This window comes from Thiohalocapsa halophila, from assembly GCF_016583825.1.
Taxonomy (GTDB): Bacteria; Pseudomonadota; Gammaproteobacteria; order Chromatiales; family Chromatiaceae; genus Thiohalocapsa; species Thiohalocapsa halophila.
Window position 1 is genome coordinate 1 of sequence record NZ_NRRV01000195.1, and the last position, 1,245, is coordinate 1,245.

Consider the following 1,245-nt stretch of genomic DNA (forward strand, 5'->3'; position numbering starts at 1 on the left):
GCAGCACGCTGTTGTCGCGGGCATTGAGTCGGCTCGAGCCGGTAGCGCGAGACGATGTGCTGGTGGGGCTTCATGCACCCGATGACGCCGCCGTGGTCTCGGTGCCGCCCGGCCAGGTCATGGTGCACACCGTGGATTTCTTCCGCGCCATGATCGATGATCCCTATCTGTTCGGAAAGATCGCGGCGAATCATAGCTTAGGCGACATCTTCGCGATGGGGGCCGAGGGTCAGACCGCGCTCGCCGTCGCCACCCTGCCGTACGGGCTCGAGTCCAAGGTGGAGGACACCTTGACTCAGCTGCTGACCGGCGCCCTCGAAGTGCTCAATGATGCCGACACGTCCCTGGTCGGTGGGCACACCGGGGAGGGGGCCGAGCTGGCGCTGGGCTTCGCCATCAACGGTCTGGTGGACCGGGAGCAGATCTTGCGCAAAGGCGGCATGCAGCCGGGAGACCGCCTGATCCTCACCAAGCCGCTCGGAACAGGCGCCCTGTTCGCCGCCGATATGCGTCACAAGGCGAAGGGGCCGTGGATTCAGGAGGCGCTCTGCGCGATGCTGCAGTCCAATCGTACCGCCGCACAGTGCCTGCATCAGCACGGGTGCACGGCCTGCACCGATGTGACTGGGTTCGGCTTACTGGGCCACCTGGTCGAAATGACCAAGCCCGCACAAGTGGAGGCCGAGCTCCATCTCGACGCTGTCCCTCTGCTCGCGGGGGCGGTGGAGACCGTGTCGTCCGGGATTACCAGCTCGTTGCAACCCCAGAACGTTCGCCTCCGGCGGGCGATCCACGATCTAGAAAGCGTCACGCCCGACCCACGATACCCCCTCCTCTTCGATCCACAGACCGCGGGAGGCTTGTTAGCGAGTGTGCCCGAGTCCTCCGCCGAGGCATGTGTCGAGATGCTGCGCCGTTCGGGCTATCCGCTCACGGCGATCATCGGTACCGTACAGCCAAAAAGTGATCGGTTGGCGCCGATCTTGGTGGCATGCTGACGCGCCCGAGCTGGGCATCACGGTCATTTCTATGTTTGCTGTCGCGGAGCAGACGCGCGCGCCGGCAGAGGAAGGCAAGGCGGCAGTGGGTAATGAGCTGAGTGCACGCCCTGGCCGAGTCGACAGAGGCGGGCAGCCACGTCTCTCCGTCATCGTTCCTGCACTCGACGAGGCCGCGCATATTGGGATCACGCTCAGGGATCTTGACGGTTGCCGGATCCCTACGACCGAGGTGCTGGTGGTGGAC

The 1,245-nt window shown here is 64.8% G+C and carries 2 protein-coding genes; both read left to right on the forward strand.

The window, feature by feature from the left end; all coding sequences use genetic code 11:
* Nucleotides 1–998 (forward strand): selenide, water dikinase SelD (gene selD / locus CKO31_RS25925; protein ID WP_200243757.1); only part of this gene is annotated, 998 nt, incomplete at its 5' end.
* 31 nt (nucleotides 999–1,029) lie between these two features.
* Nucleotides 1,030–1,245 (forward strand): hypothetical protein (locus CKO31_RS26575; protein WP_207148124.1); only part of this gene is annotated, 216 nt, incomplete at its 3' end.